24 protein-coding genes and 1 tRNA gene are annotated in these 25,021 nt (G+C 66.9%); 6 read left to right on the top strand and 19 right to left on the bottom strand.

Features of this window, described 5'->3' with window-relative positions:
• Positions 1-4: 4 nt before the first annotated feature.
• From V7Q48_RS03385 to V7Q48_RS03360, 6 genes are all read right to left on the bottom strand, one after another.
• Positions 5-475 carry an EF-hand domain-containing protein gene (locus V7Q48_RS03385; RefSeq protein WP_333836264.1) on the bottom strand — a complete coding sequence of 157 codons (471 nt, stop codon included), beginning with the start codon at positions 473-475 and terminating at the stop codon, positions 5-7.
• Positions 476-561: 86 nt separating this feature from the next.
• Positions 562-1,128 carry a hypothetical protein gene (locus V7Q48_RS03380; RefSeq protein ID WP_333836263.1) on the bottom strand — a complete coding sequence of 189 codons (567 nt, stop codon included), beginning with the start codon at positions 1,126-1,128 and terminating at the stop codon, positions 562-564.
• A 23-nt stretch (positions 1,129-1,151) separates the two neighbouring features.
• Positions 1,152-2,543: a pyruvate dehydrogenase complex E1 component subunit beta gene (locus tag V7Q48_RS03375; protein WP_333836262.1), complete on the bottom strand. Its 1,392-nt coding sequence runs from the start codon at positions 2,541-2,543 to the stop codon at positions 1,152-1,154.
• A gap of 1 nt (position 2,544) precedes the next feature.
• On the bottom strand, positions 2,545-3,555 hold the full coding sequence (gene pdhA, locus V7Q48_RS03370; protein ID WP_442947084.1) for a pyruvate dehydrogenase (acetyl-transferring) E1 component subunit alpha: 1,011 nt from the start codon (positions 3,553-3,555) through the stop codon (positions 2,545-2,547).
• A 543-nt stretch (positions 3,556-4,098) separates the two neighbouring features.
• A tRNA-Arg gene (locus V7Q48_RS03365) sits at positions 4,099-4,175 on the bottom strand.
• 53 nt (positions 4,176-4,228) lie between these two features.
• Positions 4,229-4,708, bottom strand: a complete 480-nt coding sequence (locus tag V7Q48_RS03360) for a (deoxy)nucleoside triphosphate pyrophosphohydrolase (protein WP_333836259.1) — start codon at positions 4,706-4,708, stop codon at positions 4,229-4,231.
• A gap of 122 nt (positions 4,709-4,830) precedes the next feature.
• On the opposite strand from V7Q48_RS03360, the gene V7Q48_RS03355 reads away from it, so the two are divergent.
• Both V7Q48_RS03355 and V7Q48_RS03350 read left to right on the top strand, forming a co-directional pair.
• Positions 4,831-5,004, top strand: a complete 174-nt coding sequence (locus V7Q48_RS03355; RefSeq protein ID WP_333836258.1) for a Flp family type IVb pilin — start codon at positions 4,831-4,833, stop codon at positions 5,002-5,004.
• Between the two features lie 94 nt (positions 5,005-5,098).
• A complete protein-coding gene (locus V7Q48_RS03350) occupies positions 5,099-5,281 on the top strand; it encodes a Flp family type IVb pilin (protein WP_333836257.1) in 183 nt (60 codons plus the stop codon).
• 102 nt (positions 5,282-5,383) lie between these two features.
• On the opposite strand, the gene V7Q48_RS03345 is transcribed toward V7Q48_RS03350, so the two are convergent.
• The 4 genes from V7Q48_RS03345 to V7Q48_RS03330 are packed head-to-tail and all read right to left on the bottom strand — an operon-like array spanning position 5,384 to position 9,397.
• Positions 5,384-6,331: an acetyl-CoA carboxylase carboxyltransferase subunit alpha gene (locus V7Q48_RS03345; RefSeq protein ID WP_333836256.1), complete on the bottom strand. Its 948-nt coding sequence runs from the start codon at positions 6,329-6,331 to the stop codon at positions 5,384-5,386.
• Positions 6,332-6,363: 32 nt separating this feature from the next.
• On the bottom strand, positions 6,364-7,293 hold the full coding sequence (locus V7Q48_RS03340; RefSeq protein WP_333836255.1) for a tyrosine recombinase: 930 nt from the start codon (positions 7,291-7,293) through the stop codon (positions 6,364-6,366).
• Positions 7,290-9,173, bottom strand: coding sequence for a hypothetical protein (locus V7Q48_RS03335; protein ID WP_333836254.1), 1,884 nt, complete (start codon positions 9,171-9,173; stop codon positions 7,290-7,292). The genes V7Q48_RS03340 and V7Q48_RS03335 overlap by 4 nt, the downstream gene beginning before the upstream one ends.
• On the bottom strand, positions 9,170-9,397 hold the full coding sequence (locus tag V7Q48_RS03330; RefSeq protein WP_333836253.1) for a hypothetical protein: 228 nt from the start codon (positions 9,395-9,397) through the stop codon (positions 9,170-9,172). The genes V7Q48_RS03335 and V7Q48_RS03330 overlap by 4 nt, the downstream gene beginning before the upstream one ends.
• A 139-nt stretch (positions 9,398-9,536) precedes the next feature.
• Here V7Q48_RS03330 and V7Q48_RS03325 point away from each other — a divergent pair, with 139 nt between their 5' ends.
• Both V7Q48_RS03325 and aroB read left to right on the top strand, forming a co-directional pair.
• Positions 9,537-10,118 carry a shikimate kinase gene (locus tag V7Q48_RS03325; protein ID WP_333836252.1) on the top strand — a complete coding sequence of 194 codons (582 nt, stop codon included), beginning with the start codon at positions 9,537-9,539 and terminating at the stop codon, positions 10,116-10,118.
• Positions 10,109-11,218: a 3-dehydroquinate synthase gene (gene aroB / locus V7Q48_RS03320; protein ID WP_333836250.1), complete on the top strand. Its 1,110-nt coding sequence runs from the start codon at positions 10,109-10,111 to the stop codon at positions 11,216-11,218. Before V7Q48_RS03325 ends, aroB begins: the two co-directional genes overlap by 10 nt.
• 25 nt (positions 11,219-11,243) lie before the next feature.
• Here aroB and V7Q48_RS03315 read toward each other — a convergent pair whose 3' ends face one another.
• From V7Q48_RS03315 to zwf, 6 genes are read right to left on the bottom strand one after another with little or no spacing between them, the layout of a single operon-like run.
• Positions 11,244-11,693, bottom strand: a complete 450-nt coding sequence (locus V7Q48_RS03315) for a DUF488 domain-containing protein (protein WP_333836248.1) — start codon at positions 11,691-11,693, stop codon at positions 11,244-11,246.
• On the bottom strand, positions 11,690-12,061 hold the full coding sequence (locus V7Q48_RS03310; protein WP_333836247.1) for a tRNA-binding protein: 372 nt from the start codon (positions 12,059-12,061) through the stop codon (positions 11,690-11,692). Before V7Q48_RS03310 ends, V7Q48_RS03315 begins: the two co-directional genes overlap by 4 nt.
• 52 nt (positions 12,062-12,113) lie before the next feature.
• Positions 12,114-13,085 carry a glucokinase gene (locus V7Q48_RS03305; RefSeq protein ID WP_333836246.1) on the bottom strand — a complete coding sequence of 324 codons (972 nt, stop codon included), beginning with the start codon at positions 13,083-13,085 and terminating at the stop codon, positions 12,114-12,116.
• A 28-nt stretch (positions 13,086-13,113) separates the two neighbouring features.
• Entirely contained in the window at positions 13,114-14,937 is a 1,824-nt protein-coding gene (edd, locus tag V7Q48_RS03300) for a phosphogluconate dehydratase (protein WP_333836245.1), read from the bottom strand.
• Positions 14,934-15,563 carry a 6-phosphogluconolactonase gene (locus tag V7Q48_RS03295; protein ID WP_333836244.1) on the bottom strand — a complete coding sequence of 210 codons (630 nt, stop codon included), beginning with the start codon at positions 15,561-15,563 and terminating at the stop codon, positions 14,934-14,936. The genes edd and V7Q48_RS03295 overlap by 4 nt, the downstream gene beginning before the upstream one ends.
• Positions 15,556-17,004 (bottom strand): glucose-6-phosphate dehydrogenase, encoded by a 1,449-nt coding sequence (zwf, locus tag V7Q48_RS03290; RefSeq protein WP_333836243.1) that lies wholly within the window; start codon positions 17,002-17,004, stop codon positions 15,556-15,558. Before zwf ends, V7Q48_RS03295 begins: the two co-directional genes overlap by 8 nt.
• A 332-nt stretch (positions 17,005-17,336) precedes the next feature.
• Here zwf and V7Q48_RS03285 point away from each other — a divergent pair, with 332 nt between their 5' ends.
• Complete coding sequence (locus V7Q48_RS03285; protein WP_333836242.1) at positions 17,337-18,239, top strand: ROK family protein; 903 nt, start codon at positions 17,337-17,339, stop codon at positions 18,237-18,239.
• On the opposite strand, the gene V7Q48_RS03280 is transcribed toward V7Q48_RS03285, so the two are convergent.
• From V7Q48_RS03280 to V7Q48_RS03270, 3 genes are all read right to left on the bottom strand, one after another.
• Positions 18,236-19,567, bottom strand: coding sequence for a putative 2OG-Fe(II) oxygenase (locus V7Q48_RS03280; RefSeq protein WP_333836241.1), 1,332 nt, complete (start codon positions 19,565-19,567; stop codon positions 18,236-18,238). The two genes, V7Q48_RS03285 and V7Q48_RS03280, sit on opposite strands and share 4 nt — an antisense overlap.
• Positions 19,568-19,592: 25 nt before the next feature.
• Entirely contained in the window at positions 19,593-21,113 is a 1,521-nt protein-coding gene (locus tag V7Q48_RS03275) for a tryptophan halogenase family protein (RefSeq protein WP_333836240.1), read from the bottom strand.
• Between the two features lie 93 nt (positions 21,114-21,206).
• On the bottom strand, positions 21,207-23,684 hold the full coding sequence (locus V7Q48_RS03270) for a TonB-dependent receptor domain-containing protein (RefSeq protein ID WP_333836239.1): 2,478 nt from the start codon (positions 23,682-23,684) through the stop codon (positions 21,207-21,209).
• A gap of 266 nt (positions 23,685-23,950) precedes the next feature.
• Here V7Q48_RS03270 and V7Q48_RS03265 point away from each other — a divergent pair, with 266 nt between their 5' ends.
• Positions 23,951-25,009 (top strand): LacI family DNA-binding transcriptional regulator, encoded by a 1,059-nt coding sequence (locus V7Q48_RS03265; RefSeq protein WP_333836238.1) that lies wholly within the window; start codon positions 23,951-23,953, stop codon positions 25,007-25,009.
• Positions 25,010-25,021 lie beyond the last annotated feature (12 nt).

Raw genomic sequence — 25,021 nt, 5'->3', positions numbered from 1 at the left:
CCCGTCACTTGCACTTGCAGGCCGGCTTCTTGGTTTTCTGCTTGGTCGTCGCGAATTCGGCGCGGGTCAGGGCGCCGTCGCCATCTGCATCGGCGCCCTTGAATTTGTTGACGGTCGAGGTCGCCCATTCCTCGAACGTCAGCAGGTTGTTGCCGTCGGCGTCGAGCTTGCGAAAATCCTTGGCGCGCGGCGCGAGCAGTTCGTTGCGCGTGATCCGGTCATCGCGATCCTTGTCGAAGTGATCGAAACGCCGCTGCTCCCTGGTCTGCTCGGTAGCATGGGGCAGCGCCGGGCCCTCGAGCCCCGCAGCATCGGCGCTGGGCAGCGCTTCCTCGAATGGTTCGTCCGATGCTTGTTCGCTCGGCGCGGCAGTGACCGCAGCATTCTGGCGAATGGCGGCGTGGCCCTGCCACCAGAACACCGCGCCCGCCACCAGCAGAACCGTTCCAAGTGCCACCAACAGCGTTCTGCTCATTGCCGTCCCCCCCAGGCTGGCCGAGGGGCAATGTTACGCCAGTGCAGGGATGACGCGGAACCGGAAGCGCTGCCGATTTGGCAGCATCAGCGCCCGAGCAGACCCAAGCGCAGGGCGAGGGCAAAGCGTCCGATGGGGGAGCCCGCATCGCCCCGCAGCGCCAGTCCTCGCAGCACCGCGAGCGGGCGCATGGCCCGCGGCAGACGCGGCGCGGTGCGGCCGGGGGATGTCAGACCTGCCCATTCGCGCGCTGCGACCGAGATATCGTCTTTGTGGCCGGCACCCGACATGCGGCCCAGCGCCTGCATGACGCCGAGGCGGGCCTCGTCGAGGTCCGAGGATGTGCCCTCGCCGGCATGAAGCACCTCGCGGCCGTCGACAAGGGCGACTAGGGCCGGCAACTCGGTATGCCAGGGTTGCAGCAACGCAAGCAGCGGCTCGCCCTTGGGCCAGCGATCGGGGGATTCCCCCAGGCGATCGCGCCACCATGCCAGGCGCAGCTGGATCATGATGGTGTCGCGCCCCTCGCGGGCGGCGTCGGCAAGACGCTGTTCGAGCGCGAAATAGCCCAGCCAAAGCGGGCGCAGGGACGCCGGAGCATAGCTTGCCGCCAATCTTTCGATCGGCGGCAAGCCATCCAGAACATCGTTCACAAGTGTTGCCTGTGCATCGTTGCTCAGCGGTAGCAGACCTTCTTCACCGCCTCGACGATCTTGCCGGCGTCGATCAGCGCGGCCTTCTCGAGGTTGGCGGCGTAGGGCATTGGCACGTCTTCGTTGCACACGCGCAGGACCGGGGCGTCGAGGTTGTCGAAGCCCTCTTCCATGGCGATCGCGATGATTTCCGAGGCCACCGAGCAGACCGGGAAGCCTTCCTCGGCCACGACCATGCGATTGGTCTTGGCAAGGCTGGCGAGCACGGTTTCCTTGTCGAGCGGACGCAGCGTGCGCAGGTCGACGACTTCGGCCTCGATGCCTTCGGCGGCAAGCTTTTCCGCCGCTTCGAGCGCGAAGCCGACGCCGATCGAGTAGGACACGATCGTCACGTCCTTGCCCTCGCGCACGATCCGCGCCTTGCCGATCGGCAGGACGAAATCATCGAGCTGCGGAACGTCGAAGGTTCGGCCGTAGACCAGCTCGTTCTCGAGGAACACGACCGGGTCCTGGCTGCGGATCGCGGCCTTTAGCAGGCCCTTGGCATCGGCCGCGTCATAGGGCGCGATGACCACGAGGCCGGGGACCGAGGCGTACCACGGGCCGTAGTTCTGGCTGTGCTGCGCGCCGACGCGGGCCGCCGCGCCGTTGGGACCACGGAACACGATCGGGCACCGCATCTGGCCGCCCGACATGTAGTTGGTCTTGGCTGCCGAGTTGATGATGTGGTCGATCGCCTGCATGGCGAAGTTGAACGTCATGAACTCGACGATCGGCTTGAGACCGCCCATCGCCGCACCGGCCCCGATACCGGCAAAGCCGTACTCGGTGATCGGCGTATCGATCACGCGCTTGGCGCCGAATTCCTCGAGCAGCCCTTGAGTCACCTTGTAGGCACCCTGGTACTCGGCGACTTCCTCGCCCATCACGAACACGCCGTCGTCGGCGCGCATTTCCTCGGCCATGGCGTCGCGCAGGGCTTCGCGAACGGTGGTCGCGACCATGGCGGTGCCGGCCGGGATTTCCGGGTCGGCTGCCGGTTTGGCGTCGGTCTTGGGCGCGATCGAAGCCGCGGCCTTGGCCTTGTGGTCGGTCGCGTTCTCAGCCGGCGCGGGGGCCGCTTCGGGCGTCGGCGCCGCGGCCGTAGCGGGCGCGGCGGCAGAGCCATCGTCGTCCTCGCCCTTGAGCGTCGCGATCACGGTGCCGACCTTCACGCCTTCGGTGCCTTCGGCCACGAGTAGTTCGCCGATCGTGCCTTCGTCGACGGCTTCGAATTCCATCGTCGCCTTGTCGGTCTCGATCTCGGCCATGATGTCGCCGGACTTGACCGTGTCGCCGGGCTTGACCAGCCACTTGGCGAGGGTGCCCTCTTCCATCGTGGGAGAGAGCGCGGGCATCTTCAGTTCAATCGCCATCTCAGTACGTCTCCACCAGCACGTCGGTATACAGCTCTGCCATGTCGGGCTCGGGCGAGCTTTCGGCAAAGTCGGCGGCCTCGGCCACCTGCTGGCGGATCTTCTTGTCGATTTCCTTGATCGCCTCCTCGCTCACGCCGCGCTTGAGCAGTTCCTGCTTGGCGGCCTCGATCGGGTCGTGCTTCTCGCGCATTTCCTGCACTTCTTCACGGCTGCGATACTTGGCGGGGTCGGACATCGAGTGACCGCGGTAGCGATAGGTGTTGAGCTCCATCAGCACCGGGCCATTGCCGCCGCGCACGTATTCCAGCGCCACTTCAGCGGCCTGGCGCACTTCGAGCACGTCCATGCCGTTGACCGGCAGGCCGGGGATGCGGAACGCGGTGCCGCGACGATAGAAGTGCGTTTCGGCCGAGCCGCGCTTGACCGCGGTGCCCATGGCATAGCCGTTGTTCTCGACCACGAACACGATCGGCAGCTTCCACAGCGCCGCCATGTTGAAGGTCTCGTAGACCTGGCCCTGGTTGGCCGCGCCGTCGCCGAAATAGGCCATGCACACGCCGCCATCGTCACGATACTTGTGCGCGAAGGCAAGCCCTGCGCCAAGCGGCACCTGCGCGCCGACGATGCCGTGGCCGCCGTAGAACTTGTGCTCGGTCGAGAACATGTGCATCGACCCGCCCTTGCCGTGGCTGATGCCGGCACCGCGGCCGGTCAGCTCGGCCATGATGACCTTGGGATCGATGCCGTAGGCGAGCATGTGGCCGTGGTCGCGATAACCGGTGATGACGCTGTCGTGACCCTCGTTGAGCGCCGACTGCAGGCCGACCGCAACCGCTTCCTGGCCGATGTAGAGGTGGCAGAAGCCGCCGATCAGGCCCAGACCATAAAGCTGGCCAGCCTTTTCCTCGAAGCGGCGGATGAGCACCATCTGCTCGTAGAACTTGGTGAGCTCTTCGTCCGAGGCGTCGTAGCGCGTGTTGTTTGCGTGGGCCTGTTGCAGGCTGCGCAGCGCAAACTCGGCGTCGTCTTCGGCCGGGCTGCTCAGCGCTTCCGAGGCTTCGGACTGCTCGGCGGTGGGAGCGGAGGAGGCCGTCGTCGAGCGCGGCGTGGACGGGCGGGGATTGGCGGCACGCGGCCTGGCGGACTTGGCCAAGTCTCAATATCCTTATTCTGGCTGCCTCGTGGCCCTGCGTGTTCGCAAAACCACGTTTCCAATGAACCAAGTCCGGCGGATCCGCAACGGCCTACGAAGGGCAAAACGACATTTCGGAACATGAAAATCGACGCCGGGCTCGGTTATACTAGTATAGCCGAAAATCAGCTGACCGCCTGCCGGAACCCTTCGCTAAGACGCGCAAGTTCTCGCTGCGGCGCAGCAATGCAACGACGTGAGTGGCGGCCGGGGCAATAGGCTGTGCGGTCCGATCATCGCTGGGGAATCGCGTCGATGCAGCCGCCAAGCGCCAAGCGGTTGCAAGCACGCGATTGGGAGAGCGGAAGGTGCCGGAATATGGGGAGATATTGGCTGGGGCGCGACTGGCAAGGACCAGGGTGGCGCACCCGGAACGATTCGAACGTCCGACCCTCAGATTCGTAGTCTGATGCTCTATCCAGCTGAGCTACGGGTGCCGGGGAGCCGCGCCTCTATGCCAGACCGGCAGGGTTGGCAAGCGCTGTGTCGCCTAGCATGACAAAATTTGTGCAGTTATGCACAGCGCACGATCGAGCGGGGGCATCGTCGCTGGGGCCGCGAGGTCAACCAGTTGCGGCGCCGCGAGCCAGCGCACGGCTGCCGCCTCGAGTGCCCGGGGCTCGCCCTGCCATGCCATGCAATGATAGAGCAGCAGCACGATCCCGCCGCGATGCCCATCGGGATCGGGATCACCGGTAGCAAAGCCCAATGGCTGCAGCGCCAGCGGATCAATTACGATCCCCAGTTCTTCGTGAAGCTCGCGAGCGAGTGCGCTGGCGGGTGTCTCGCCCGGTTCGACCTTGCCGCCGGGAAACTCCCACAGGCCGCCGTGATGCTTGCCCGGCGGGCGTTGCTGCAGCAGGACCTCGGCCTCGGCCCCAGCACCCCGAGTGAGCGCTGCGGCGACGACGAGAAGCGGCATTGTCGGTGCAGGATGGGGCGTGACGGCCGCGTCGGCATTCGTGATCATTTTCGGTTAATTCCCTGCTCTACGACTATCGCGCCGCTTACCTGACAGCGCGCAAGGGTTTCTTAGGCCTGATCCCCTATCATCGCATCCGCACTCGTGCACGGGGCCTGCAAATGTTGAAAATGATGCGCAAGATCATGCGCAACCGCGATGCCATGACGTTCGTGGAGTACGGGTTGCTGATTGGCGTTCTCGCGCTGTCGATAGTCTTCGGCATGAAGTCGTTTACCAATCAACTCTACCGTCTTTGGCACATCGTCGAGGTACATTCCAACAACGCGACCTCCCGTCATTAAGCGCATTTTAGCGATTGATCCGTAGAAACCATGCCGTCCGCGGCATCATGGTGAAGCGGGCCGGGAATAGAAGAACGCTTCAGGAGAAAGTTTCATGACCCTTATCCGTAACCTGCTTCGCAACGAAGAAGGCGCCACCGCCATCGAATACGGCCTGATCGCTGCGCTGATCGCCGTCGCTGCCATCACCGCCATGGGCGCGCTGGGCAACTCGCTGTCGAACACCTTCAACTACGTGTCGAACGACATGAACAACGCGCAGGACGGCAAGCTCTAAGCTTCGCACCAGCGCCACAGCAAAAGGGCGGACAGAGGCGGGGGCCTTTGTCCGCCCTTTTCGTTTGGGGCGTCTGATTGAGGTTACGCAGCCGGGCGCCGGTCAGGCGCCGATGCGCAGGAAACGGTCGGCCCGCAGTGCGCGAAGTGCGTCGGGCGTCTTGCCGGCCAGGTGATCGAGTTCCTCCCCTATGGCGGCGCTAAGCGCCGTACAGGCCGCTGCGGCATCGCGGTGCGCGCCGCCGACAGGTTCGGGGACGATGCGGTCGATAACGCCGAGCGTGAGCAGGTCCTGCGCCGTGACCTTCATCGCCTCGGCGGCCTCGGGTGCCTTCTCGGCGGTCCGCCACAGGATCGAGGCGCAGCCTTCGGGCGAGATCACCGAATAGACCGCGTGCTCGAGCATGAGGACGCGCTCGGCACTGGCCAGCGCCACGGCGCCGCCCGAACCGCCCTCGCCCACGATCGTCGCGACCATCGGCACGCCGAGTGCGAGGCAGGCCTCGGTCGAACGTGCGATGGCTTCGGCCTGGCCGCGCTCTTCGGCCTCGACACCCGGAAATGCGCCTGAGGTGTCGACCAGCGTCACCACCGGCAGGCCGAAGCGATCGGCCATTTCCATGAGGCGCACCGCTTTGCGGTAGCCTTCAGGCTTGCCCATGCCGAAGTTGTGGCGGATGCGGCTGTGCGTGTCGTGGCCCTTCTCATGGCCGATCAGCATGACGCGGCGATCGCCGAGCCTTGCGAACCCGCCGATGATCGCCTGGTCTTCGCCATAGAGGCGATCGCCGCCAAGCGGCATGAACCCGGTGAACATCCGCTCGACATAGTCGCGGAAGTGCGGCCGGGCCGGATGCCGTGCGACCTGGGTCTTCTGCCAGGGTGTCAGCGTGCGATAGGTATTGGCCAGCAGATCCGCCGACTTGGTCTCGAGGCGGCGGATCTCGGCGGCGATATCCAGTTCGCCGCTGGAGGCAGCCGTATCGCGCAGTTCGGCGATCCGGGCTTCGAGGGCGGCGACGGGCTTTTCGAATTCGAGGTACGAAATCATGGCGCCTGCGCTAGGGCGGCGGGCCGATTTGGTCAATGCCCTGCGCCGTCCCCCGATGTCCGGCGATGATCCGCGTTCGCGTCCCGCAGCGGATGTCGAGCGTTGACGAGTGCCACCAGATGCGCGGCATCGACGTGCGTATAGATTTCGGTCGTCGCGATATCGGCATGGCCGAGCAGAGTCTGCAGCACGCGCAGGTCAGCACCACCCTCGAGCAGGTGCGTGGCGAACGCATGACGCAGGACATGCGGACTGACCTTTGCGGGGTCGAGATCGGCCCTGACCGCCAGGTCGCGCAGCAACTGGAACAGCCGCACCCGCGTCAAATGACCGCCGCGCGGGCTGGGGAACAGGTGCCGCGATCCCCCGGGGCGCACCGCCAGCCAGCGTTGCAGGGCCGCCAGTGCGCGGCTCGAGACCGGCACCAGCCTTTGCTGTCCGCCCTTCCCCGTGATGGCGATCATCGGCACATCGCGAGGCAGCGAGGCGACGGGTAGCGAGACCAGTTCGGTGGCGCGCAGTCCCGAGCCATAGAGCATCTCGACAAGCGCCAGGAGCCGGATCCCCTCAGGTGTCCCCGCCCGCGCCTCGTCCTCGGCCGTGCCCAGCAGGCGCTCCACCTCCTGGTGGTCAAGCAAGCGCGGCAGGGGGCGGCGCGTTCGCGGGCGCGCCAAGGCGGCCGACGGGTCGTCGGCGCGCAGTCCTTCATCGAGGCAGAAGGCGATGAACTGGCGCAAGGCCGACATGCGCCGAGCCAGCGACGATGCCGCCAGGTCGGCCCAATGTTGCGCCAGGACCGCAAGCGCATCGGCATCGGCGGTGACGAGATCGCCGGCCAGCGCCTCCGCAGCCAGGAGGTCCCGGCGATAGGCATCGAGCGTATTGGCCGCGGCGCCGCGCTCTGCCGCCATCATCGCCAGGAAGGCGGCGATGGCGGGCGAGGCCTTGGCCGGCGGCGTCACACCCGCGCCACGGCCTCGGCGGCGATCATCCGGGCTTCGCCTTCAAGCCCCACGCGCCGCAGCGCCGAGACGACGTGATAGAGATGCAGCGCCGTCATTTTGTCCCAGCTGGACGCCTGCATCCCGAAGCCGGCGAGCAGTGCGACAAGCGCAGGATTGTCCGATTCGGCGGCGGCATCGATGGCCTGGGTCCAGCGGGTCTGCCGGGCAAGGTCGACGCCGAGCTTGCCCGCGAAACCGCGCGCCGTGGCATCGTCGACGCGGCCAAGTCCCATCAATCCGGCCAGCAGGAATTTGGAGCGCAAGTCGTCGCTGCTGTCGTCGCCTTCCTGGAACGTGCCGAGGACATCGCCATTGATGGCGGCCTGCTTGGCCGGCGCGGACAGGGCGATGAGACCCCAGGCTTCGCTGCCGGCCGGCACCACGCGCAGCCAGCGTTCCGCATTGGCATCGAGCCCGGCGGTCAGCATCGAGGCGATCAGGCCGCCGGCATCGCCCGCCATTTCGCTGTTGGGCAATACGCGCGCCGCGGCATAGGCGGTGAGGACAAGGCGCGAGTAGGCGCGATCCGGGTCGTCACCGTTGCCCCACAGGCTCTTGATCGCGGCGAGCCGATCATCGGGCGCCGGCGCGACGTAGGCGGTGCGCAGTTGCTGCGCCAGCGGCCCCCAGGTCTTGTCCTGCTGCGCGCCGTCCTCCGCGTCGATGGCGGCGACCTGGCTGTAGAGGTCGATCATCGCCGCGCTCGACAGGACACCGCGTCCGGCGGCGACGTCGGCTGCAGCGCAGCGCGAGGCCAGCGGCAGCATCGGCGCGCGTACCGCGAGCAAGGCATAATCGGCAGGAGTCTCGTCGCGCAGCAGTTGCGGCGGCTCAAGACCGACGGCGAAAGCGAGACCGGTGCGCCACGGCGACAGGCTGTCGACATTCTTCCACTCGATCGTCACCGCGCGGCGATTGGCGGCGGCGGCACCGGCAAAACGCTGCGCCAGCAACACGTCGATCCGCTGGTCCGCGGGAATACGCCGGGCGACGCGATCGAGCTGCGCCATCGCCGGCGGCCCGTCACCGGTAAAGGCCGAACAGATCGCGCGGGTCATGTCCCAGTCGAAGCCCGCGCGCGACGCTGCGGTCAGGGCGGTGACCGGGCACAGACCGACAGGATCCGCCGTGGCGAGGAAGCTCGCCATCGCCGCGTCTTCCAGCGAGGGGGTGAAGAAGCCACTGTCGACGGACTGCACCATCGCGCGCGCGGCATCCGCCTCGCCCATGCGCAGCAGCAACCCGGCCCGCATGGCGGCCCAGTCGGCGCCATTCATGCCCACGGGCGTATCGAGCCTGCTGGCCAGCGCGCGGCGCAGCAGGATGTGACCCCAGCGCGACACCATCGGTCCGCGCATCCGGGCGAACAGCTGCTCGACGAACTGGCCGTTCAGGTAATGCGTGCTGGTGGCGGGCAGTCCGCCATCGGCCTCGTCGATATTGCCGACGCGCGCCAGGCTGCGCTGCGCCGCCGGGGGGATATCGTACGTCGGCCGGGCCTTGGCGATCAGCGCGTCGAGATCGACCGAGTCGAGCGGATCGATCGCGGTGGGCGCACCGCCGGCCCCGGCGATCACGTCGGCGTTGTCGTCGAGCGGTTGAGCCTGAAGCACGGGTGCCGGCGCTGCGGGCGCAGGGGCTGCCGCGGGCGCGGCACTAGGACGGGCCGGAGCCTTGGGGGCCGCAGCAGGCGCAGGCGACGGACGTTGCGGCCGGGCCGGAGCGGCCGGCTTGTCGAACCCCGGCGGGAGCAGCGATTCCTGCGCAAGCAACGCACCGGTCATGCTCGCGAGACAGGCGCACCCCAGAAGGGCATTGCGGATGAAGCGCGGGCTCATGCGCCGTTACCCTCCCCTACTGCAGCACCAGACGGCACCGCGACGCCCTGCTCGATCCATTCGGCCTGGCGCGGACCACCAAGATGCCAGGCGATGGCAAGCACAACGAGCAGCACCCCGACGACGATGCCAGCGATACCCAGGGCGATGCCTGCCCGTCCCTCGGGGATGGCGGACCACAACCGGTCGCCCAGCGGCGTGGACGGCTGCGGCTTGCTCGCCATGGGTTTGGACGAGGACCGGGCCGGGGCCTGGGCCGTTGCCTCGGGAAGGCCGGATTGATGTGCCGAACTCTGGTTGTTCACGTTGCCTCGCTGCACGGCGCTTGCGCTTGGCCCTAGCCCAAGTATAGGCGGCGCGGCAATGGACCAAGACAGCGCCTTTCCAGCTTCGGGGGAAATCGGCCGCATCGCGCGGCGGATCGACCGGCCGGTCGTGCTGGTCGGCATGATGGGCGTGGGCAAGACCACCGTCGGTCGCAAACTTGCCGCCATCCTCGATGTGCCGTTCCTCGATGCGGACGAGGAGATCGAACGCGCCGCGCAGATGCCGATCCCGGAAATCTTTGCGACCTATGGCGAACCCTACTTTCGCAGTGGCGAGCGCCGCGTCATCGCCCGGCTGCTCGACCCGCGCACGCTACCGCAGCGCAAGATCCTGGCGACAGGTGGCGGCGCCTTCGCCGATCCCGAAACGCGCGCGCTGATCCTGGACAAGGCCATTTCGGTCTGGCTCGACAGCGACGTGGAAACGCTGCTCGAGCGGGTCGGTCGCCGCGACAATCGTCCGCTGCTGCGCACCGGCGACCCGCGTGAAATCCTGACTCGCCTGCGCAACGAACGTCGCGGTGCCTACGAACAGGCCGCGATCCACGTGCTCAGCGGCAACCAGCCCCACACCGCGACCGCTCACCGCATTCTGAAGGCTATCGACGCATGGCTGTAATTCCTGTCGCCATCGCCGGCGCGCCCTACGAAGTCGTCATCGAGCAGGGCGCCCTGTCTCGTGCCGGCGCGCTGTGCCGCCCGTTCCTGCGCAAGAACACCGTCTGTGTCGTCACCGATAGGCATGTCGAAGACGCCTGGCGCGAGACGGTCGAGGCGAGCCTTGCCGCAGCAGGGATCGCCAGCGAATGGCTGGTGCTTCCCGCCGGCGAAGCCACCAAGTCGTGGCAGCACCTCGCGCAAGTCGCCGACTGGCTGCTGCGTCACGAAGTCGAGCGCAAGGACAACGTCATCGCGCTTGGCGGCGGGGTGATCGGCGACTTGACGGGATTTGCCGCCTCGATGGTCAAGCGCGGCTGCGGCTTCATCCAGATCCCCACGACGCTGCTGGCACAGGTCGATTCGAGCGTCGGCGGCAAGACCGCGATCAACACGCCCGTCGGCAAGAACCTGGTCGGGGCATTCCACCAACCCGCGCTGGTCATCGCCGACCCGGCCGCGCTTGATACGCTGCCGCAGCGCGACGTTCGCGCCGGCTATGCCGAGGTCGTGAAGTACGGCCTGATCGACGATGCCGATTTCTTCTTCTGGTGCGAGGCGAACGCCACGGCGCTCCTCGCCGGTGATCCCGCCGCGCGCGAGTATGCGATCGCCCACAGCGTCGCGGCCAAGGCGCGCATTGTCGCCGCAGACGAGAAGGAAACCGCCGGGGTGCGGGCGCTACTCAACCTCGGGCACACTTTCGGCCATGCGCTTGAAGCGGAAACCGGCTTTTCCGATCGTCTGTTGCACGGCGAAGGCGTCGCACTCGGCATGGTCCTGGCGGCACGTTATTCGGCGCGCATCGGCCTGATGAGCGGCCAGGATGCCGAACGCATCGCGGCGCACATCGCGACAGTCGGCCTGCCCGCCTCGCTCTCCGCCCTCGGGCTGGACTGCGACGGCATGCGCCTCAAGGACCACATGCTGCACGACAAAAAGATGGACGCCGGCACCCTGCCCTTCCTGCTCATGCGCGGAATCGGGCAGACGTTCCTGGCCAAGGACGTCGACCTGGCCGATGTCGCGACGTTCCTCGATGGAGAGCTGGCGCGCCGCTGACGGCCTTGCGTCGCCGACGCCTCGATTAAGCCTCGAGCGGCAGCAGATCCACCGCCGCAAAATCCCCCAGTACTGCCTCACGCAGCAAGGTACGGTGGCATTCGCAGGCCTCCCGCTCGTAGCACAGCAGAGCCACGCGTTTGTCGAGCGCCAGTTCGCGCAGCTTTGCGCCCGCGACGATCGCCTCGGGCAGTTCCAGCTGGCCCTCATAGATCCGCTCGAGCGCGGCGTGGTCGTGGCGCCTCGCCGCGGCCCGCCCCTCGGCCGGCGTGCCCAGCGGCTTGAAGTGAACATAGGCGATGCCCGCCTCGGCAAGATTGGCGGCCAGCGCCGTCTTGGAAAAGCCGGGCCGGCGCGACAGTGGCAGGGCGCGCACGTCTGCGAGCACCTCCACCCCAGCCTTCGTCAGCGCCCCGACTACACCGGCAACTGTCGCCTGCTCGTAGCCGATGGTCCAGACGGTGGGACCGCTCACAGCAGGCGCGTTCCGTCGGGTACCGCGCGCTCGGCACCGGCGAGAACCACGCGGCCTTCGCTGTCGGCGAAGCCGAGGGTCAGGACTTCGGACATGGCCTTGCCGACCTGCCGGGGCGGGAAGTTGACGACCGCAGCGACTTGCCGGCCGACGAGGTCTGCCGGATCGTAAAGTGCCGCGACCTGGGCACAGCTTTTCTTCTGGCCGATGCCGGGGCCGAAATCGACGACCAGCTTGATCGACGGCTTGCGCGCGCCGGCCAGTTCCTCGGCAGACAGCACGGTGCCGATGCGAATGTCGACCTTCAGGAAATCGCTGAACGCGATCGTTTCTTCGGGTGCGGCGGCAGGGTCATGAATGACATGCATGCCGGCATTGTGACGCGGCGGCCAGGCGCTGGCAAGGCCGCCGCGTGATCGTTCAATCGCGATTGGCCTGCGCGAAAGCGGCGGCGGCGCCGAAGAGACCAGGCTGCGGGTGCGTAATGAGCCGCACCGGCATCTGCGCCATCATCTGCTCGAACCGCCCCTTGGCGCGGAAACGCTCGGCAAATCCCGATCGCACCAGCGTGTCCTTGATACGCAGGCCCAGGCCACCAGCCATGACGACCGCGGATGCGCCGTGTGCAAGCGCAAGATCGCCGGCCACGCTGCCGAGCGACAGGCAGAATCGGTCGATCGCCGCGGCGGCCAGGCTGTCCTCGCCGCTGGTCCCCAGCGTCCAGATCGCCTTGTCGTCGCGCGGGATGAAGGGCATGCCCTCGATCGCGGCGAGCGTCTCGTAGATGTCGACGATGCCGGGGCCGGCCACGACGCGCTCGGCCGAGACACGGCGGTGACGCTTGCGCAGCCGGGCGAGGATCGCGTCCTCGATACCGTCGAGCGGTGCGTAGTCGATATGCCCGCCCTCGGTCGGCTGAACGTGATATCCGCCATCGCCCGAACGCCACAGCTGCGCAACGCCGAGCCCGGTGCCCGGGCCGACCACGCTGATGGTGCCGGCGCGGGGCAGAGGCTGGTCCGGGCCGGACAAGTGCAGGAAATGCGCGTCGTCGGCCTGCGCCACCGAATGCGCCACGGCGGCGAAGTCGTTGACGACGATGTACTTCTCCGCACCCAGCTTCTCGGGAATCATGGCCGGACGGATGATCCACGGGTTGTTGGTGAACTTGATCACCTCCCCACCGACCGGGCCTGCCACCGCGATGGCGCAGGCCGAAGGCACCGCGCCACCATTGATCCGCTCGAACTCCTGCCAGGCCAGCTGGAAGCTCGCATGTTCGGCGGTCTTGAGTGTCACCGCCTCGCCGAGATGCGTCACGCGACCACCTTCGACAGTGGCAAGCGCGAAGCGCGCGTGTGTTCCGCCGATGTCTACGGCTACGAGTTCCATGGTCATCCCCTCCGATTTCTTTATCGCGTCACAGGCCGGCGGCGGCCAGCATCGCCGAACCGCCACGTTCGGCGGGCTCGGCATGGTGGCGCATGAGGGCGAAGAGTTCGCGGCCCACGCCCATCGCCTCGACCGGCGCCTGTGCATCCTCGCGCGCATCCCACTCGGCGGCATCGACCAGCGCGGTCAGCTCACCGCTCTCGGCATCGAGGCGCACCAGGTCGCCGTCGCGCAGCTTGGCGAGCGGGCCGCCGAGCTTGGCTTCGGGCGAAACGTGGATCGCGGCCGGCACCTTGCCCGACGCGCCCGACATGCGGCCGTCGGTGACGAGTGCAACGCGAAACCCACGGTCCTGCAACACGCCGAGCGGCGGCGTCAGCTTGTGCAGTTCGGGCATGCCGTTGGCGCCCGGTCCCTGGAAGCGGACGACGACGATCACGTCCTTTTCGAGTTCGCCCGCCTTGAACGCGCGCAGGACGTCGTTCTGGTCGGAGAAGACGCGCGCCGGCGCCTCGATCACCCAGCGCGACTTGTCGACCGCGCTGATCTTGATCGTGCCGCGGCCGAGGTTGCCGTGCAGAAGGCGCAGGCCGCCCTCGGGCTGGAACGGGGCCGTCACCGGCTTGAGCATGGTGTCGTCACCGCTCTTCACCGGAGCCGGGGTCCAGGTCAGCGTGTCGCCGTCCATGACCGGCTCCTGCGCGCCGTCGGCCAGCGAGGCGCCATAGACGGTGCGGATGTCGCCATGCGCCAGGCCATTGTCGAGCAACTCGCGGATCACGTAAGGCATGCCGCCCGCCGCGTGGAAGTAGTTCACGTCGCCCGCGCCGTTGGGATAGACGCTGGCGATCAGCGGGACCACGCGTGACAGCTCGTCCATGTCGTCCCAGTCGATCTGCACGCCCGCCGCACGCGCCATGGCCGGCAAGTGGATGACGTGATTGGTCGAGCCGCCCGTAGCGAGCAGGCCGACGATCGCGTTGACGATCGCCTTTTCGTCGACGCAATGGCCGAGCGGGCGATAATCGTCGCCGTTCCAAGCGATCTTGGCGACCTGGTGCACCGCTGCGCGGGTCAGTTCCTGGCGCAGCTTGGTGCCGGGAAGGACGAAGCTGGAGCCGGGCATGTGCAGCCCCATCATCTCCATCATCATCTGGTTGGAGTTGGCGGTGCCGTAGAACGTGCACGTGCCTGCCGAATGATAGCTGGCGCTTTCGGATTCGAGCAGCTCGTCGCGCCCGACCTTGCCCTCGGCATAGAGCTGGCGGATGCGCACCTTTTCCTTGTTCGCAAGGCCCGACGGCATCGGCCCCGAAGGCACGAGGATCGTCGGCAGGTGACCGAAGCGCAGGCCACCGATGATGAGGCCGGGCACGATCTTGTCGCAGATGCCGAGGAACAGCGCCGCCTCGAACATCCCGTGGCTGAGGCCGATCGCCGTGCTCATGGCAATGGTGTCGCGGCTGAACAGCGACAGTTCCATCGAGTCCTGGCCTTGCGTGACGCCATCGCACATGGCCGGCACGCCGCCCGCGACCTGCGCCGTCGCGCCCACTTCGCGCGCGAACAGCTTGATCTGCTCGGGATAGCGGCCATAGGGCTGATGCGCCGACAGCATGTCATTGTAGGCAGTGACGATGCCGATATTCAGCGCCTTGCCGCCCTTGATCGCGGGCTTGTCCTCGCCCGAGGCGGCGAAGCCGTGGGCCAGGTTGCCGCACGACAGGACCGGCCGGTTGACGCCCGCCTCACGCGCACGGTCGATCAGCTCGAGATAGGCGGCGCGGCTGTCGCGGCTGCGCGCGACGATGCGGTCGGTGACCTTGGCCACGGTGGGATGAAGGGCCATCATTCGCTCCAGTAGATCGTCACGGGCGGACCGTCGGTGCCGCGCAGGAACTGGGAAACAGGATAATCGTCGTTGCCGGCCAGCACGTCTTCGATCAGCGCCTTCTTCGACGCGCCGGTGACGACGAGAATAACCTCGCGCGTCGCCTTCAGTGCCGGCACGGTCAGGGTCAACCGGTCGAACGGTGCCTCGGGCGGGAGCGGGATCGGCGTGGTGCCGATCACCGTCGCACCGGGGCGGACCAGTGCCTCCATCGTCGGGAACAGCGAGGCGACGTGGCCGTCCTCGCCCATGCCCAGCCAGACGAGATCGAAGGGCGCGACGGCAGCCCCTTCCTCGAGCCGCTCGAACACGGCGCCGCTGTCGCCCAGCGCGGCGTGTAGCTTACCGAAGTTGCTGGCAGGGTGATCGTCGGGCACGCGGCGGTCGTCGGTCAGCGCCAGCGTGGTGCCGCTCCAGTCGAGTCCGCGATCCTTGAGCAGCGCGAAGACCTTGAGCGGCGTGGAGCCGCCAGTCATCGCGATGCGCTTGGCGCCCGGCCGCGCAAGCTCGGCAGCGATCCGGTCCGCCACGGCGGCGGCATCGCCGGGCTGCGCCCAGCGCACGCGCGGTTGCGTCGTGTCAGTCATTCCAGCTTCTCCCGTCGCGCTCGGTCAGCGCGATCGCGGCGTTGGGGCCCCAGCTGCCCGAGGCATAGGGCTTGCACTCCATGCTGTCGGCGGCCCAGACGGCGCGGATCGCATCGACCCAGGTCCACTGGGCCTCGACCTCGTCGCGGCGCACGAACAGCGTCTGCTGCCCCTCGATCAGATCGAGCAGAAGGCGCTCGTAGGCGATGCGGCGGCGTGCCTTGGCAAAGGCGGTGGTCAGCGACAGGTCGAGGTTGACCTCGCGCAGCACGATACCGCCACGGTCGAGGCCGGGCTCCTTGGCCATGACCTGCAGGCGGACGTATTCCTCGGGCTGCAGGCGGATCACCAGCCGGTTCGCGCGCGGCTTGCCGCCGCGTTCGGAGAAGATGTTGTGCGGCACCTGCTTGAACTGCACGACGATCTCCGACCGCCGCTCCGCCAGACGCTTGCCGGTGCGCAGGTAGAAGGGCACGCCCTGCCAGCGCCAGTTGTCGACATGCGCCTTGATCGCCACGAACGTCTCGGTGTCGGACGCCTCGCCGAGATCCTCGGGATAGCCCGCCACGCTCTCGCCCTTGACGGCACCCGAACGGTATTGCCCGCGCACCATCTCCTCGGCCTTGACCGGGCGCAGCGCGCGCAGGACCTTGACCTTCTCGTCGCGGATCGAGGTGGCATCGTAATCGCGCGGCGGCTCCATCGCGGTGAGCGCCAGAAGCTGCAGCATGTGGTTCTGCACCATGTCGCGCAGCGCACCGGTGTCGTCGTAGAAGCCCTTGCGCCCTTCGAGCCCGACGGTCTCGCTGACGGTGATCTGCACGTGGTCGATGTTGCTGGCATTCCACAGCGGCTCGAACATCATGTTGGCGAAGCGCAGCGCGATCAGGTTCTGGACGGTTTCCTTGCCCAGGTAGTGATCGATGCGGAAGATCTGGTCCTCGGCAAAGCCGGCCGCGACGGCGTCATTGATCCGGCGGCTCGAGGCCAGATCGTTGCCGAGCGGCTTCTCGAGCCCGATGCGCACGTTTTCGTGGGCCAGCCCGGCGCGGCGCAGGCCCTCGATCGTCGGCTCGAACAGCGCGGGTGCTGTCGACAGGAAGATCGACAACCCGCACGAGGTATCGCCCAGCTTGGTCGCGAGGTCGGCAAAGCCGTCGATGTTGGACGCATCGAGCGTCTGGTACTCGAGCCGCTCGAGGAAGCTCGCGAGCTTGGTTTCGTCCTTGCGATCCTCGGGCAGGAACTCGTCCAACGCTTGGTTCGCGAACTCGCGGAAACCGGCGTCGTCATGTTCGGACCGTGCCGTGCCGACGATGCGCAGACCCGGGTCGATCAGCCCGTCCTCGTGCAGCGCATAAAGCGAGGGAAGCAGCATGCGGCGCGACAGATCGCCGGTGGCCCCAAACAGCAAGAGCGCTGAACAACTGCGGTCGGCCATCCTGGAATCTCCATCGTTATCAGGTCGCGTGAACCACGCGCCGGCCGTCGCAACGGGCCTGTGCGGCGCTGACCTAGTCCCACATCGTGCGAGATGCACGTTGCATAAGTATGCGAGCGAGTCATCACCTGCGCATACGCGCTCGCACATGCTCGATGCCACGACCAGCCAGACGCCACGCCGTTCCGCAACGAGAGATGACCCGAGGCATAAATCGGGATACATTCGATTGCATAATGGTTGACCAATGCCCTCCCCGGCGGTCAAGACCGGTGCAACGACGCAATCCGAGTGGCGACCGCTTGCGTAGCGCCGAAGAACGGGAGACGAAGATGGAAGCAACGCAGCCCCTGATCGGCGCCATCGAGGCCGGCGGCACCAAGTTCATCGCCGCCCTTGCCCGGGCCGACGGCACGATCGTCGCCCGAACCCGCATTCCCACCGATACGCCCGCGACCTGCTTTCCCGCCCTGGCCGCCTTCTTCCGCGAGGCTAGCGCGGCGCATAGCGCCATCGCCGCCTTCGGTGTCGCCAGCTTCGGCCCGATCGACATCGATCCGCAATCGCCCGCCTACGGCACCTTCACCACCACGCCCAAGCCGGGCTGGCAGGGCGCGCGCTTTCACGACGTGCTAGGTCAATTCGATGCGCCGATCGTGGTGGACACGGACGTCAATGGCGCGTGCCTCGGCGAATGGCTCAAGGGTGCGGGCCAGGGATGCCGCACCGTGGCCTACACCACCATCGGCACGGGCATCGGCACGGGCGTTGTCAGCAATGGTCGCTCGCTGATGGGCTTCACCCATTTCGAAAGCGGCCATATCAAGCCGCCGCACGACCCCGCACGCGATCCCTTCCCCGGCATGTGCCCGTATCACGGCGGATGCCTCGAAGGCCTGGCGAGCGGCCCGGCGATCCTCAAGCGCTGGGGCAAGAGCCTCGACCAATTGGCAGGCGACGCCGCCGCGATCGACCTCGTCGCCGGCTACATCGCCCATCTCGCAGCCTCGCTGGTGCTGCTGCACATGCCCGACCGCCTGATCTTCGGCGGCGGCGTGATGAAGGCCCCTGGCCTCGTCGAGGCGGTGCGGCGCCAGACCGAAAGCCTGCTGGCAGGGTATGTGCGCCACCCGCGCCTCGATGCCGGGCTGGAGCGATACATCGTGACGCCGGGCCTCGGCGACGATGCCGGCATCACCGGCGCTATCGCCCTCGGGGTGGGAGCGCTGCGTTAAGCCGGCACGACGTCGAAGGCGATAGTCAGGCGCTCCTGGCCGCTGAACGGCACGGTGCCGTGCCACGTTGTCGATGGAAACAACACAAGGCGGCCAGGCCGGGGGCGAACCGTACCGTGTCTGTCCAGCGGCAGGCGCAATTCGGGCGGCGGCGTGCCGAAGGCGAGATGCCCGGCATCTCCCCTTCCCTCCGGGCCGTCTTCGGGAAGCGCGATATAGGCCGCCGAACTGAGCCAGCCGGCAGGATGCGTATGCGGCGCGTGGAACCCACCGGCCGAGAGACGCACCGACCAGCTTCCTGCCAGGCGGAACTTGTCACGCGGCGCAGCCAGCAACGGATGTGCGGGGTCGGGTGGCGAAAGGTTGGCGACATGAGCGCGCACCGCCACCTCGATCGCACGGCGCACCCGCAGGATCACCGGATCGACGCGCAGCAACAGTGGCCGGTCGGTCTGGGTCCCACCGCGCACCGACTGGTCATGCCAAGGCGCGCGGGCACGGTGCAGGCTTCGCAACAGTTCCGCCAGCTCGGCAAGATCGGCCGGCGGCAAGGCCAGATCATGAACGCCGACATCGTCCATGCCCCGCTCCAGCCACGCCGCGCGTTCATCTTCGAGCAGGCGCCACGCCAGCGACAGATAGGGCCAGAACGCGCGCATCGTCGGCCTGCCAAGATGCGCCATGGCCACGTCGCGGGCACGCTCCACCTGCCCGCCGCGCAGGTAATGACGAACGCGCGCGAGATCGAGGCCGGGGTCTTCCACCCCCGCGACCGCATCGAACAGGTTCGGATCGTGGGCACCTGCGCCGCTTTCGCTGGCAAGGTACAGCCGGGCAAGAGTGATCGTGCGAATGGCACCGAGCACCGCCGCGGCACTGTCCAGCACCTCACCCGCCTCGCGCCACGCCCGTGCCTGCGCCAGGGCCTGAAACCATGCAAGCCACAACGCCGGCTCCATCGGCAGCGTCTTCAACGCGCGGGCGTAGCCGGCTGTGAAATCGGAATGGCCGAGCGTGGTGCGCAAGCCGGCAAGGGTCCGCAGGCCTTCGATCCAGCGTGGATGGGCGGCGACCAGGGCATCGAGCCGGGCCAGCCCGGCTGCCTCCTCGCCCTCGGCCACCAGTGCCAGCGCATGGTTGCGCGCAACCTCGGGCCGATCGGGCAGGAGACGAGCCGCGACGGCAAACTGGTCCGCAGCCGCAAGGCCTGCTTCATAGCGGATCTGCGCGAGCGCCAGCGCCACGGCGGGATTCTCGGGCGTCAGGCCTGCGGCGGCGGTGATCGCTTCCAGCGCAGCCGGCATGTCCTGCGCTGCGTGGGCCTCCATCGCGGCCGCAAGAAGTACCTCCGCGTCAAGCACCCCCGGTCGCCGGCATAAGCCCGACTTGGCCGGCGATGTAGGCAGCGTGGTCCGGCTGCACGCTGGCGGTCTGCGTCATGGCCGCGCGCAGCCGGGCGAGCCAGCCACGTCCGTCGACATCGCGATAGGCGGCCACCGGGTCCGTTGCCTCGGGCCAATTGCCTTGTCCGATTTGCACCGCCAGCCAGCTCGGCGGGCCGAACAGGTCGGCCTCGCGTGCGACGAGCCGGCCATATCGCCGGAAGTGCTCGATCTTGGTTGCCAGGGTGTCGGGAATGTCCATCGCCGCGCAGTATCGCCAAAGCTCGGCATCGTCGCGCCTGGTCAGCTTGTAGTGCAGCACGAGGAAGTCGCGGATACGCTCGTACTCGGCGATGGCCAGGCGGTTGTATTCCTCGATCACCAGTGGATCGAAGCCGCGATCCGGGAACAGGGCGATCAGTTTGGCGATGCCCGCCTGGATGAGATGGATCGAGGTCGACTCCAGCGGCTCCATGAACCCGCTCGACAAACCGATCGCCACGACGTTCCTGTTCCAGAACCGGTTGCGCCGGCCCGTGGTGAAGCGCAGTGGCCGCGGTTCTCCCAAGGCCTTGCCGTCGAGCCGGGCAAGCAGCCGTGAGGCCGCTTCGTCGTCGCTGAGGAACTGGCTGCAATAGACATAGCCGTTGCCCGTGCGATGCTGCAGCGGGATGCGCCATTGCCACCCCGCCTCGCGCGCGGTCGAACGCGTATAGGGCGTCAGCGGACCGACATTCTCGCTGGGCACCGCCATGGCGCGGTCGCACGGCAGCCAGTGCGACCAATCCTGGTACCCGGTCTCGAGTGCGCCCTCGATCAGCAGCCCGCGAAAACCCGAGCAGTCGATGAACAGGTCGGCATCCAGCCGCTGTCCGTCAGCCAGGGTCACGCCCGCGACGAAACCGTCCTCGCCGTGGCGATGCACCGCTGCGACCTGCCCCTCCACCCGGTGGACGCCGCGCGCCTCGGCATAGCGCCGCAAGTACGCCGCATAGAGCCCAGCGTCGAAATGGTAAGCATAGTCGAAGGTCGACAGGACGTTGCGCGGATCGGGCGATGGCGGGCAGAAGCGGTTGGCCTTGGCCAATTGCCACGCCATCGAATGATCGCACAGCGGCGCCGCCTCGCCCTCGGCCCGTGCCCGCAGCCAGTATTGATGCAGATCGACCGTATCGAAGGCGCGGCCATAGGGCCCGAACGGGTGGAAATAGCGGTGGCCCGCCTCGCCCCAGTTCACGAATTCGATGCCCAGCTTGTAGCTGCCGCGGGTCTCGCGCAGGAAGTCGCGCTCGTCGATGCCGAGCATCTGGTTGAACAGGCGGATCGGCGGAATCGTCGCCTCGCCGACCCCGACCGTGCCGATCGCATCGGATTCGACCAGCGTGATCGAACAGCGTGACGACAGCGCGCGAACCAGCGCGGCAGCGCTCATCCACCCCGCCGTGCCGCCGCCCACGATCAGGATCGAGCGGACCAGATCGTTATCGGCCATGTCCCGCATTTCCTCTCCAGCATAAACAAGACGGGCAGGAAACTCTGCGCTCCCTGCCCGCCGTTGCCAAGTATCAGTGCAGCCCTGCGGCCATCAGAACTTGTACCGGACCGCGGCGGTCATCGTCCGGCCCAGCATGGCGCTGTTGTCGAAGATCGCCTGGTTCGCGCCAAGGCCCGGCCCGCCGGGGCCGACCGCGATCGAGCCGTTGTTGGCGCGATAGCCCAGCGTGTTGAACAGGTTGTTGACGTTGAAGCTGACTTCCAGCTTCTCGACAGGGCGAACCTTGACGTAGCCATTGACGAACGTCCGGCCGGGCGCCGTGTAGCCGCCAGACACCAGGAAGTTCGACTGTCCGCTGGCCGACACGCCGATGGCCGCAACGCCGGCATCGTAGCTTGGCGAGACGAGCCAGGTCCACTTGGGCATGGCGACCGGCGTGGCCTTGGTCGCCGCGTTCTCGGCATGGGTGTAGACCACGTAACCGTCGAACGAGAAGTTACCCGCACTGACCCCGGCCGAGGCTTCGACGCCGTAGGAGTGATAGACCGCGTCGATGAACGGGCTCTCCCCGCGCGAAGGGGCGGTGAAGTCGTAGTTGCTCTCCTTCACCTGCGCCCGGTAGAGCGTGACTTCGGCGTGGTAGCGGCCACCGCTGCCGACATCGCCGCGCTGCTTCAGGCCCAGTTCCTGCTGCGTCACATAGTTGAGCGAGAGGTGGTCGCCGCCTGCGGTCAGCTTACCGTCTGCGGTGAAATTGGCGTTGTTGTACAGCAGGCGGTCGGCGTTGAAGCGGCCGCCGCGGCTGACGCGGACGAACACGCTGGTCGCATTGCTGACTTCGTACAGTGCGCCGAACGACCAGCTGGCATAGCTCTTGGTATAGTTGAGCACGTTGACCGGCGTGCTGCCCGTCACCAGCGTCGGCAGCGAGGCCGAGCCGAGGCCGTCGGTCACGGTGATGTTGGGGCCTGCCACCGGCGCATAAGCGACGCCGCTCGCCTTCACCGAATCGTAGCGCACGCTGGCGTCGAGGTTCAAGTGGCCGAACTGGCCCTCCACCTGCCCATAAAGCGCGTCGTCGGTGTAATTGACATCGTACGAACGCCCGCCGCAGCAGCCGCCCCACTGGTTGTTGAAGCCCGTCATGCCGTTGGCCGAAAGCTGATTGCCGGCGGCATCGAACAGGTCGAGCGGGACCGGGTTGCCCGAGCCGTTGAGCGTCTGGCTGGCGTTGTTGATGTGCCAGTCCATGTTGATGTTCTGGCGCATGTGGAACCAACCGGCATGGGCATTGATCTTGTTGCCGTTGCCCATTTCGAACTTGCCGTTGACGGTCAGGTCGTTCACCAGGCTGCCCACGTCGTTCATGTTGACATAGGCCTGGGCCGAATTGCTGGCGAAGCGGCCAGTATAGACCTGGCCCTTGTTGGGACCGGCGGCATAGCGCAGCGTCCCGGTGCCAGCGAGCGCAGCTGTCGTCGTCTCGCCGGTCCACTGGTTGGCGAAGACGCCGCTCATGTCGGTCCAGCGCGCCTTGTCGGTTACGGTAAAGGCTGGGGTGAATTCGTAGTGGAATTCGCCGCCGATCGAGGTGGCAACGGGGTGGATGCCTTCCATTGGCACGGTGCGGACACGGCCGCTCGAATCCAGGATCTGGAACGTCTGGTTGTAGATGCCGGTCGACGCATACTTGCGCGCATCCACGCCATCGAACGTGCTGTATCCGGTGATCTTGTTGCCCGACAGCGTCACCAGCGACGGCATCGAGGTGAACGTCGGCTCCTTGTCGTCGAGGCGCTTGAAATTCAGGCGGATATAGCCGCGGCCATCGGCCAGATCCTTGGTGATGTTGCCCTTGATCTGGTAGCCGCTCTGCGCCTTGTACGGCAGGTGCGTGGCGCCATTGCCGTCGACGGCATAGCCGCCGATGTGGAAGCGCACGGTGTCCGAAAGGTGGCCGCCGTAGTCGAAGTCGACGCGCGTTTCGCGATAGTTCAGCGCCTGCGAGACGCCGATCTCGCCGCCGTCCTTTTCGCCGGTCTTCGAGACATAGTTGATCACGGCACCTGGGGCCTGGCTCGAAAACGTCGAGGCGGAACCGCCGCGCACGGCCTCGACGCGATCGACGTTGTTGTCGAAGCGCACCCAGTAGTCGTTGTTGCCGAACTGGATGTCGCCGAACAGCGTGACAGGCAGGCCGTCTTCCTGCAGGCCGACATACTCCGAACCCCCGGTCGACACGGGAATGCCGCGCACACCGATGTTGGCGTTGCCCCCGGGGCCCGCGGTGTCCTGGACGTTGAGGCCGGGGATCGTGCGCAGCACTTCGGCCTGCGAACGCGGGGTGAAGTTAACGACCGATTCCTGCGTGATCTGCGAAACCGAGATCGAGGACAGGCGGGCCGATTTGCCGCCGGCGGCTGCGGTCACCACGATCGGGCTGCCGTCCAACGCCGTTTCCGCGCTTGCATCGGGGGGCGTAGCGTTTTGCGCCTGTGCCGGGGCGGTCACGAGGCCGCAAGCCAGGGCGGCGGCGGACGCACACGACAATAGGGTGATGACCTTCATGCAACTCTCTCCCTTGAACACGTTCCCACTGCGTCGCGAGAATCGATGCATTGTCACTAACCCTGACTGCAATCGTTTGCAAATGGCACTTTGGGTCAAATGCAATGGATTGCAGTCGTCAGGCGCGATTTTGCTGCGTTGTTGCTGTTCTGCATCATCCCCGCCGTAAAGCCTTCACGCCCGCGCCGAGCGGCACCCGCGCTCTTCCGGTTCTGCCACCCCGGCGCCGCCTTGCTTTCATGGTGGTCCAGTCTACAAAGCGGTCCATGCCCGAGAACAGTGACGACGCCGCCGTAAAGGACTCAGTCAAGCCCCGTATCCGTAACATTGCCGAGTTGGCGCGGATGGCGGGCGTTTCGGCGGGAACGGTGTCGCGCGCGCTGGCCGGCAAAAGCCTGGTCAACGCCGAGACGCGCGAGCGCATCCAGACCATCGCGCGGGAGCATGGGTTTCGTCCCAACCAGATGGCCCGGCGTCTTCGCACCCAGCGCACCGGGATGATCGGCGTGGTGATCCCGCTGGGACACGAGCGGCGGCAGCACATCTCCGATCCGTTCTTCATGTCGCTGTTCGGCTATCTGGCCGACGCGCTGACCGAAAGCGGCCATGACCTCATGCTGTCGCGCGTCATCCCCGGCGACGACGAGTGGCTCGATCGCATAGTCGACTCCGGCATGCTCGACGGGGCGCTCGTGATCGGCCAGTCCAACCAGTTCGACGCAATCGAAAGGGTCGCGGAGCGGTTCCTGCCGCTGGTCGTGTGGGGCAGCAATCGTCCGGGACAGGTGCACTGCACCGTCGGATCGGACAACTTCCTGGGAGGCCGGCTCGCGGCGGAGCGATTGCTCGCCAGCGGCAAGCACAACCTTGCTTTCTTCGGTGATACCACGGCCCCCGAAATCGCGGATCGCCTCGCGGGCGCGCGCGCAGCGGTCGAGGCCGCCTCGTCGCCTGCCACGATCACCTGCTTCAGCACGCACCTGTCCAACGACGACATCCCCGACGAAGTCGCCGGGCACATCACCCAGATCCTCGGCAGCGGCGGACCGCGGATCGACGGCGTGGTCTGTGCGTCCGACGTGATCGCGATGGTGACCCTACGCCTCCTCCACGAAAGCAACGTGCGCGTGCCGCACGACATCGCGGTGACAGGGTTCGACGATCTGCCGTTGACGACGCAGACGGTGCCCCGGCTGACGACCGTGCGCCAGGATATCGCTGGCGGCGCGCGGGCGATGGTCGACCTGCTGATGCAGCGCATCGCGGGCGAAACTACGCCTTCCACGATCATGGCGCCCGAACTGGTCATCCGCGAGAGCGCCTGAAACCAAGCACCC

Origin of the sequence: Novosphingobium sp., from assembly GCF_036803765.1 — a bacterium.
In the GTDB taxonomy this organism is placed as follows: Bacteria; Pseudomonadota; Alphaproteobacteria; order Sphingomonadales; family Sphingomonadaceae; genus Novosphingobium.
Note: the sequence above shows the minus strand (reverse complement) of the source record. Positions and strands in the feature narration are given on the sequence as shown.

Bases quoted from the DNA above. Each gene is read 5' to 3' on its own strand.
- edd (WP_333836245.1), bottom strand. From the start codon at position 14,937: ATGATGGCCCTTCATCCCACCGTGGCCAAGGTCACCGACCGCATCGTC.
- V7Q48_RS03360 (WP_333836259.1), bottom strand. From the start codon at position 4,708: ATGATCACGAATGCCGACGCGGCCGTCACGCCCCATCCTGCACCGACA.
- V7Q48_RS03265 (WP_333836238.1), top strand. From the start codon at position 23,951: ATGCCCGAGAACAGTGACGACGCCGCCGTAAAGGACTCAGTCAAGCCC.
- zwf (WP_333836243.1), bottom strand. From the start codon at position 17,004: ATGGCCGACCGCAGTTGTTCAGCGCTCTTGCTGTTTGGGGCCACCGGC.
- V7Q48_RS03345 (WP_333836256.1), bottom strand. From the start codon at position 6,331: ATGATTTCGTACCTCGAATTCGAAAAGCCCGTCGCCGCCCTCGAAGCC.
- V7Q48_RS03310 (WP_333836247.1), bottom strand. From the start codon at position 12,061: ATGCATGTCATTCATGACCCTGCCGCCGCACCCGAAGAAACGATCGCG.
- V7Q48_RS03350 (WP_333836257.1), top strand. From the start codon at position 5,099: ATGACCCTTATCCGTAACCTGCTTCGCAACGAAGAAGGCGCCACCGCC.
- V7Q48_RS03305 (WP_333836246.1), bottom strand. From the start codon at position 13,085: ATGGAACTCGTAGCCGTAGACATCGGCGGAACACACGCGCGCTTCGCG.
- V7Q48_RS03270 (WP_333836239.1), bottom strand. From the start codon at position 23,684: ATGAAGGTCATCACCCTATTGTCGTGTGCGTCCGCCGCCGCCCTGGCT.
- V7Q48_RS03280 (WP_333836241.1), bottom strand. From the start codon at position 19,567: ATGGAGGCCCACGCAGCGCAGGACATGCCGGCTGCGCTGGAAGCGATC.
- V7Q48_RS03375 (WP_333836262.1), bottom strand. From the start codon at position 2,543: ATGGCGATTGAACTGAAGATGCCCGCGCTCTCTCCCACGATGGAAGAG.
- V7Q48_RS03275 (WP_333836240.1), bottom strand. From the start codon at position 21,113: ATGGCCGATAACGATCTGGTCCGCTCGATCCTGATCGTGGGCGGCGGC.
- aroB (WP_333836250.1), top strand. From the start codon at position 10,109: ATGGCTGTAATTCCTGTCGCCATCGCCGGCGCGCCCTACGAAGTCGTC.
- V7Q48_RS03325 (WP_333836252.1), top strand. From the start codon at position 9,537: ATGGACCAAGACAGCGCCTTTCCAGCTTCGGGGGAAATCGGCCGCATC.
- V7Q48_RS03355 (WP_333836258.1), top strand. From the start codon at position 4,831: ATGATGCGCAAGATCATGCGCAACCGCGATGCCATGACGTTCGTGGAG.
- V7Q48_RS03385 (WP_333836264.1), bottom strand. From the start codon at position 475: ATGAGCAGAACGCTGTTGGTGGCACTTGGAACGGTTCTGCTGGTGGCG.
- V7Q48_RS03295 (WP_333836244.1), bottom strand. From the start codon at position 15,563: ATGACTGACACGACGCAACCGCGCGTGCGCTGGGCGCAGCCCGGCGAT.
- V7Q48_RS03335 (WP_333836254.1), bottom strand. From the start codon at position 9,173: ATGAGCCCGCGCTTCATCCGCAATGCCCTTCTGGGGTGCGCCTGTCTC.
- V7Q48_RS03285 (WP_333836242.1), top strand. From the start codon at position 17,337: ATGGAAGCAACGCAGCCCCTGATCGGCGCCATCGAGGCCGGCGGCACC.
- V7Q48_RS03330 (WP_333836253.1), bottom strand. From the start codon at position 9,397: ATGGCGAGCAAGCCGCAGCCGTCCACGCCGCTGGGCGACCGGTTGTGG.